The sequence below is a fragment of the Streptomyces anandii JCM 4720 genome, assembly GCF_014650655.1.
Taxonomy (GTDB): Bacteria; Actinomycetota; Actinomycetes; order Streptomycetales; family Streptomycetaceae; genus Streptomyces; species Streptomyces anandii.
Genome location: NZ_BMVJ01000013.1, coordinates 89,566 through 97,485, shown reverse-complemented (window position 1 = coordinate 97,485; position 7,920 = coordinate 89,566). Strand labels below are relative to the sequence as shown.

4 protein-coding genes, 1 tRNA gene and 1 pseudogene are annotated in these 7,920 nt (G+C 73.6%); 3 read left to right on the top strand and 3 right to left on the bottom strand.

The window, feature by feature from the left end; all coding sequences use genetic code 11:
• Nucleotides 1-442 (bottom strand): cytochrome c oxidase subunit II (locus IE249_RS23125; RefSeq protein WP_229859077.1); only part of this gene is annotated, 442 nt, incomplete at its 3' end.
• Between the two features lie 248 nt (nt 443-690).
• On the opposite strand from IE249_RS23125, the gene IE249_RS23120 reads away from it, so the two are divergent.
• A complete protein-coding gene (locus IE249_RS23120; RefSeq protein WP_189707454.1) occupies nt 691-1,674 on the top strand; it encodes a hemerythrin domain-containing protein in 984 nt (327 codons plus the stop codon).
• Nucleotides 1,675-1,729: 55 nt separating this feature from the next.
• On the top strand, nt 1,730-4,990 hold the full coding sequence (gene fdh, locus IE249_RS23115) for a formate dehydrogenase (RefSeq protein WP_189707452.1): 3,261 nt from the start codon (nt 1,730-1,732) through the stop codon (nt 4,988-4,990).
• 48 nt (nt 4,991-5,038) lie between these two features.
• Here fdh and selD read toward each other — a convergent pair whose 3' ends face one another.
• Nucleotides 5,039-6,064, bottom strand: a complete 1,026-nt coding sequence (selD, locus tag IE249_RS23110) for a selenide, water dikinase SelD (RefSeq protein ID WP_189707450.1) — start codon at nt 6,062-6,064, stop codon at nt 5,039-5,041.
• 95 nt (nt 6,065-6,159) lie between these two features.
• Between selD and IE249_RS23105 the strand changes: the two genes are divergently transcribed.
• Nucleotides 6,160-6,252: transfer RNA gene (locus tag IE249_RS23105), tRNA-Sec, on the top strand.
• 38 nt (nt 6,253-6,290) lie between these two features.
• Here the strand turns inward: IE249_RS23105 and IE249_RS23100 are convergent.
• Nucleotides 6,291-7,920 (bottom strand): annotated as a pseudogene (locus tag IE249_RS23100) (SelB domain-containing protein); the annotation flags it as partial.

The following is a 7,920-nucleotide window of genomic DNA, read 5'->3' as shown; positions in this document are numbered from 1 at the left end:
GGATCCACAGCGAGTGGATCACGTCCTTGGCGGTCAGCCGCAGCCGCACCGGGCGGCCGGCCGGCACGACCAGCGTGGGCAGGTCCTTGCCCCGGCAGGTGCCGGTGACGCTGCGCTTGACGGGTGACTGCGGGTAGGAGAACTTCCAGCACCACTGGAAGCCGGTGACGTCGACCGTCACCGGCGTGGTCCGGGGCGGCCGGTGCTCGTTGTGGTTCTGCCAGGCGGTCCAGGTGACGAGGAAGACCGCGAACGCGACCAGGACGCCTACGTAGTACTTCTCCAGTACGGGTCGCTCCGGCTGTCCCGTGACCGGCGTGCCGCGCGCGGCGCGCCGGCGCAGGAGGGCGTAGCCGAGCAGGGCGAGGACGACGAGGAAGACGAACCCCGCGATCGCGGACTCCAGGGCGAACACACTGCCGAAGATGTGGCGCTGGGTCACCGAGTCACCCCTCCCCGGGCCGTGCGGCTGCCCCGGACACACATACGACCACTCCCATCGCGCCCCGCCGCACCGCGGCCACCCGGACATTACGGTCATCACGGACGGTCCGCGAGCAGACACACCGCCGTACCGCAGCCGGGAGTCCCCCGGTGTCGCACCCTCACACCTCCGGCGCGGGAGGCTTCTGTTTCGCCCGGGACGACAGGGGTACTTCGCAGCAGCCGGACCGGAAGGAGGCGACGCGTATGCCCAGCCGTACCCAGGTGCAGGGTCTGCTCGCGGACGGTCTCGACTACGCGGAGGCCGGGCGCCGGCTGGGGGTGCCCGCGGGACAGGCCTTCCTGATCGCCACGGGACTGCCCGCCGACGGCGGTGACACCCTTACGACCTCCGAGCAGCACCGCCCCGGCATGCCCCAGGAGTCCACCCAGCACCTGGCGAACCCGCCGGCCGACAACCCCACCGGCAAGGACGTCGTGCCGCGCTGGCTCGAGGGGCGCGCCGCCGGGGACGGGCCGATGCGGCGGGCGGCCGAGGTCCGCGACGCCCGTCCCGAGGGCGACCGGGCGCCCGGTGACGTGCACGAGCTCACCTCCGTGCTGACCCGGGACCACGACCGCGTCAACGCGCTCCTCAAGCAGCTCAAGGCCCTGCCGGGCCTGAAGAAGGGCGGTTCGCCCGCCCAGCGGTCACGGCGCGAGTCGATCGTCGACCTGATCGCGGAGGCCCTGGCGGGCCACGAACCCTCCGAGCAGCGGTACCTGTGGCCCACCGTGCGCGAGGCGCTCGACGAGGGCGACCGGCTGGCCGACGAGGCGCTGGAGCAGGAGCGTGAGGGCGCGGACACCCTGGCCGCGCTCCAGGGCGCCTCGCCCGACAGCGAGGAGTTCGACGAACTGGTGGAGCGACTGGAGTCGCAGTTGCGCAAGCACGTGGCGTTCGAGGATGCCGTGTTCGCCCGGCTGCGGGAGAATCTTCCGCGGGAGGACCGCGAGCGGCTGGGCTCCAAGGTCGTGCGGGCCTGGAGGACCGGACCGACCCGGCCCCACCCGCACGGGCCGCAGCACCCGCCCGCCGTGGTGGCCGCGGCCGGCACCGCGGCCGCGCTGATGGACCGGGCGCGGGACAAGGCCGGCGGACGGCCCGCCGACCGCAAGGGCACCGAGGACGAGAGCGGGAGCGACGTACCGGAGCGGCAGGGACCGGAACCGGAGGGGCCGCGGGAGTAGCGGACCGGACGGGCCGGAGCACCGAGGGCTTCAGACGAGCAAAGGGCTGTGAGACATGGGCGTACGCACGTGGATCGACTCCTGGCCGGTCTACCGCCAGCTCAGGGGGACCGACCCCCTGGGCCGCGGGGCCGCCGCCAAGAGCGGGCCGACCGCACGGCTCACTCCCCGGGTGGCCTCCGCCGACCGGGTGGTGAAGTCGGTCTGCCCGTACTGCGCCGTGGGCTGCGGACAGAACGTCTACGTCCAGGACGAGCAGGTCACCCAGATCGAGGGCGACCCCGACTCCCCCATCTCCCGCGGGCGGCTGTGCCCCAAGGGCGCCGCCAGTCTCCAGCTCACCACCGGAAGCGCCCGCGGGCACCACGTGCTGTACCGCAGGCCGCACGGCACCGAGTGGGAGCGCCTCGATCTCGACACGGCGATGGACATGATCGCCGACCGGGTGATCAAGTCCCGCCGCGACGGCTGGCAGTGGGAGGTGGACGGCACCCGCACGCGGCGCACCCTCGGCATCGCCAGCCTCGGCGGGGCGACGCTGGACAACGAGGAGAACTACCTGATCAAGAAGCTCTTCACCGCCATGGGCGCGATCCAGATCGAGAACCAGGCGCGTGTTTGACACTCCTCCACCGTTCCCAGTCTGGGAACCTCGTTCGGCCGCGGCGGCGCGACCACCTTCCAGCAGGACCTGCAGAACTCCGACTGCATCGTCATCCAGGGCTCGAACATGGCCGAGTGCCATCCGGTCGGGTTCCAGTGGGTGATGGAGGCCAAGGCCCGCGGCGCGAAGGTGATCCACGTCGACCCGCGGTTCACCCGGACCAGCGCCCTGGCCGACGTGCACGTGCCGCTGCGCGCGGGTTCGGACATCGCCTTCCTCGGCGGGATCATCAACTACGTCCTGAGCAACGACAAGTACTTCCGTGACTACGTGGTGGCCTACACCAACGGGCCGGTCGTGCTCGGCGAGGACTTCCGGGACACCGAGGACCTCGACGGCGTGTTCTCCGGGCTCGACACGGACAGCCGCAGCTACGACAACACCAGCTGGCAGTACGAGGGCATGGAGGTGCAGGCGGCATCCGGGCAGCGCGACGAGGAGTACGACAAGCGCACCGGCGACAGCAGCGCGGTGACCGCGGCGGGGCGCGGCGAGGCCCACGGCTCGGGCGGCGCCGACATAGGCGAGGGCGAGCCCGAGCGCGACGAGAGCATGACCCACCCGCGGTGCGTGTTCCAGGTGCTCAAGCGGCACTACGCGCGCTACACACCGGAGATGGTCGAGCGGATCTGCGGGGTGCCGCCGGAGCTGTTCCGGCAGGTGTGCGAGCTGGTCACGGAGAACTCCGGGCGCGAGCGGACCACCGCGTTCGCCTACGCGGTCGGCTGGACCCAGCACACGGTCGGCGTGCAGTACATCCGCGGCGCGGCCGTGCTGCAGAGCCTGCTGGGCAACATCGGCCGGCCGGGCGGCGGCATCCTCGCGCTGCGCGGGCACGCCTCCATCCAGGGGTCCACGGACATCCCCACCCTGTTCAACCTGCTGCCCGGGTACATCCCGATGCCGCACGCGCACAAGCAGGAGGACCTGGACGCCTTCGTGCACGCCGAGGCGGCGAGCAAGGGCTTCTGGGGCGACATGCGCTCGTACCTGGTGAGCCTGCTGAAGGCCTACTGGGGCGAGGCGGCCACCCCGGACAACGACTTCTGCTTCGACTACCTGCCGCGGCTGACCGGCTCGCACTCCACCTACGAGACGGTGATGGCCCAGCTGGAGGGCACCTGCAAGGGCTACTTCCTGTACGGCGAGAACCCCGCCGTGGGCTCGGCCAACGCCAAGCTGCAGCGGCTGGGCATGGCGAAGCTGGACTGGCTGGTCGTGCGGGACTTCTCGCTGATCGAGTCGGCCACCTGGTGGAAGGACGGCCCGGAGATCGAGACCGGTGAGCTGCGCACCGAGGACATCGGCACCGAGGTGTTCTTCCTGCCGGCCGCCGCGCACACCGAGAAGGACGGCAGCTTCACCAACACCCAGCGGCTGCTGCAGTGGCACCACCAGGCCGTCGAACCGCCGGGCGAGGCGCGCAGCGACCTGTGGTTCACCTTCCACCTGGGGCGGATCATCCGGCAGAAGCTCGCCGGTTCGACCGACCCCATGGACCGGCCGCTGCTGGATCTGACGTGGGACTACCCGACGAAGGGCGAGATCGCCGAGCCCGAGGCGGAGACGGTGCTGGCGGAGATCAACGGCTATGACGCCGAGGGCCGTCCGCTGACCTCCTACGAGCAGCTCAACCCCGACGGCTCCACCGCGTGCGGCTGCTGGATCTACTGCGGTGTCTACACCGACGGCGTCAACCAGGCCGCCCGCCGCAAGCCGGGCAAGGAGCAGAACTGGGTGGCGAACGAGTGGGGCTGGGCCTGGCCGGCCAACCGCCGCATCCTCTACAACCGGGCCTCGGCGGACCCGGACGGCAAGCCGTGGAGCGAGCGCAAGGCGCTGGTGTGGTGGGACGAGGACGAGGCCGAGTGGACGGGCCACGACATCGCCGACTTCTCCAAGGACAAGTCGCCCCACCACCGGCCGCCGCCGGGCGCGACGGGCGCGGAGGCGCTGTCGGGCACCGACGCGTTCGTGATGCAGGCCGACGGCAAGGCCTGGCTGTACGTGCCCGCGGGTCTCACGGACGGGCCGCTGCCGACCCACTACGAGCCGCAGGACTCGCCCTTCCCGAACCTGCTCTACAAGCAACAGCGCAATCCGGTACGGCAGTTGATGCCGCCGCATCCGGACAACCGCTACCAGCCCAGCCCCGGCGACCCGGGCGCCGAGGTGTTCCCGTACGTGGCCACCACCTACCGGCTGACCGAGCACCACACGGCGGGCGGCATGACGCGCTGGCAGCCGTATCTGGCCGAGCTGCAGCCGGAGTTCTTCTGCGAGGTGTCGCCCGAACTGGCCGCCGAGCGGGGCCTGGAGCACACCGGGTGGGCGACGATCGTCAGCGCGCGGGGTGTGATCGAGGCACGGGTGCTGGTCACCGACCGGATGGCGCCGCTGACCGTGCACGGCCGTCCCCTGCACCAGGTGGGCCTGCCCTACCACTGGGGGCCCAACGGCTACACCACGGGCGACGCGGCGAACGAGCTGCTGCATCTCTCGCTCGACCCGAACACCCACATCCAGGAGGCCAAGGCGTTCGCCGTCGACATCCGTCCGGGCCGCCGGCCGCGGGGCCCGGCCTCGGTGGAACTGGTCCGCTCCTACCGGGCGCGGGCGGGCATCGACGAGCACACGGGGACCGAGCCCTGACGGGACGTAGGACCGGGGTGCCTTCCCCGGTATTTCGTCCCGCTGGTCTCACCGCAGCACGACCGAGTGCGGCCCGCGCGGGACGAGTTCGCCGATCACCGGGGCGCCCGGGATCTCGCCCGCGACCAGCAGGCCGCCGGAGGTCTGGGCGTCGGCGAGCAGCAGGCGCGTGTCGGTGTCGGCGCCGCCGAAGTCCGTGTGCGGCGCGACCCATTCGAGGTTGCGCCGGGTGCCGCCGCTGACGTACCCGTCGCGGACCGCCTCACGGGCGCCGTCGAGATACGGCACGGCGGCGGTGTCGACGACCGCGGTCACGTCCGACGCCCGCGCCAGTTTGTGCAGATGGCCGAGGAGGCCGAAGCCCGTGACGTCGGTCGCGCAGGACGCGCCGGCGGCGAGGGCGGCGGCGGACGCGTCCCGGTTGAGCGCGGCCATGGTGGCCACCGCCTGCTCGAACCGCTCGCCGGTCGCCTTGTGACGGTTGTTCAGCACGCCGAGTCCGAGCGGTTTGGTCAGCGACAGGGGCAGTCCGGGGCGGCCGGCGTCGTTGCGCAGCAGCCGTGCCGGGTCCGCGAGACCGGTGACGGCCATCCCGTACTTGGGTTCCGGATCGTCCACGCTGTGCCCGCCGCCCACGTGACAGCCGGCCTCGGCGGCGACCTCCAGACCGCCGCGCAGCACCTCGCGGGCCAGCTCGAACGGCAGCACGTCACGCGGCCAGGCCAGCAGGTTGACGGCGAGGAGCGGGCGGCCGCCCATCGCGTACACGTCGGAGAGGGCGTTGGCGGCGGCGATGCGCCCCCAGTCGTAGGCGTCGTCGACGACGGGGGTGAAGAAGTCGGCGGTGGAGACCACCGCCTGCGCGGGGGCGCCGTGCGGCGCGGGCAGCGCGACGACGGCCGCGTCGTCGCCGGTGGCGAGCCCCACGAGGAGCGGCGCCCCGCCGGGGGCGGGCAGCGCCGCCGACAGTCCGCCGAGCACGTCCTCCAGCTCGCCGGGCGGGATCTTGCAGGCACAGCCGCCGCCATGGGCGAACTGCGTGAGCCGTACGGGGGTTTCGCGCGTGGTGGTCATGTCGGGTCTCCGGGTCGGTGACGGTGGGAGAAGCCGCGGTCCGGCGTGGGGGGTCGCCGGTTCGGGCGGGGCCTTCCGGTAGCCTGGCGGGCGGTGGAGGCGTGTGGGTGCCTGGTGGCCCTCCCGGTCTTCAAAACCGAGGTGTCCGAGGATCTCGGGCAGGCGGGTTCGATTCCCGTCCGCCTCCGTCGCCCGCCGTGCCGGGCCGGCAGCGTCTGCGCTGGTCGTCCACCCGCTCGGTGCGGCCGCGTCCGTCGAGAAACTCCAGCAGCGGCACGGCGACCCTGCGGGTGGTGTCGAGGGCCTTGCGCGCCTCGCTGAGCGTGAACGGCTGCGGCAGTTCGCCCAGCAGTACGGCGGCCCGCTCCTCCGCTCCCGGAAGCAGCACGATGCCGTCGGTGATGCGCAGCAGCGCGCCCGCCGCGACGGCCGCGGCGAGGGCCTTGCGGTCCAGGCCGAGCCCGGCGAGGCGATCGGCGTCCGGGGCGCGGAACGGCGCCCGTTCCAGGTCGTGGCGGACGGCGTCGACGGCCGCCCGCAGGCGCGGCGGCAGGGTGGGGCGGGCACTGCCGGGGCCGTGCAGGCGGCCGTTGCGGTGCTCCAGGCGGGGGCCGCCCGGGCTCCCGGCGAGCGCGTCGACCAGCGCCCGGTCGGGCAGCCGCAGCAGACGCCGGGCCGCCTCGGTGGGCAGGCCCGGTTCCATGGGGTGCTCCCCGGCGTACCGTTCGACCTCGTCGGCCAGGCGCTCGCGCAGCCTCGCCCAGTACTGCTCGTCGGCGAGCCAGTCCCCGGCGACGGGCTCGGCGGGCGGCGCCACGCCCATGGCGAGCAGGTCGGCGCGGCGGATCAGTCCGCGCCGCCGCAGCTCGGCCGCGCCGTCCGGTCGGCCGGTCATGTCCGCCAGTTCCCCGGCCCTGGCGCGTGCGGCGCCGCGCCGCGCCAGCCGTGGCGGGCGGACGTCCAGGACGGTCACCGCGCAGGGCCTGCGGCCGCCGCCCGGCTCGCGCAGCACCGCCCGGTCGCCGATGCGCAGGGGCAGGGGACGGCGCAGGGTCAGCCGGGCGGTGTCCTCGCCCAGCGGCCTTACGGTCACGGGCACGGCGGCGGTGCCGATGTGCAGGGTGACCGTGCGGGGCAGGTCGGCGGCCGGCTCGCCGGTGACGCGGGCGTCCACGAGGTCGGTGAGGAGCCAGCGGCCGGGGGTGAGCAGCACCTGGCCGCGGCCGAGGGCGCCGTCCTGGTGGCCGTGGACGTTGACCGCCACGCGGGCCACCCCGCTGACGGCGGTCCGCTCCCGGTTCAGGGACTGCAGCCCCCGTACCCGCAGCGCGGTCCGCCCGTCGCCGGTCACCAGCCGGTCGCCGGTGCGCAGGGTGCCCGCGCCGAGCGTGCCGGTCACCACGGTGCCGTGGCCGCGCACGGTGAACGCGCGGTCCAGCCACAGCCGTACGTCCGCGTCGGCGGGCGGCTCGGGCAGCGCGCGGGCCAGCCGGGCCAGCTCGGTCCGCAGTTCGTCGAGGCCCGCGCCGGTCACCGAGCTCACCGCGACGGACGGCACGGCGCCGAGCGAGGTGCGGGCCAGGCGATCGGCGGCCTCGGCGCGCACCGGCTCGGGGTCGGCGAGGTCGCTGCGGGTCACCGCGAGCACGGCGTGCCGTACGCCGAGGGCGTCGAGGATCTCCAGGTGCTCCTGCGACTGGGGCTGCCAGCCCTGGTCCGCGGCCACCACGAACAGCACGGCGGGCACCGGTCCCACGCCGGCCAGCATGGTGGACACGAACCGCTCGTGCCCGGGCACGTCGACGAAGGCGAGCGGTTCGCCGCCGGCGCCGTCGAGGGCGGTCCACACAAAGCCG

Bases quoted from the DNA above. Each gene is read 5' to 3' on its own strand.
- IE249_RS23120 (WP_189707454.1), top strand. From the start codon at position 691: ATGCCCAGCCGTACCCAGGTGCAGGGTCTGCTCGCGGACGGTCTCGAC.
- selD (WP_189707450.1), bottom strand. From the start codon at position 6,064: ATGACCACCACGCGCGAAACCCCCGTACGGCTCACGCAGTTCGCCCAT.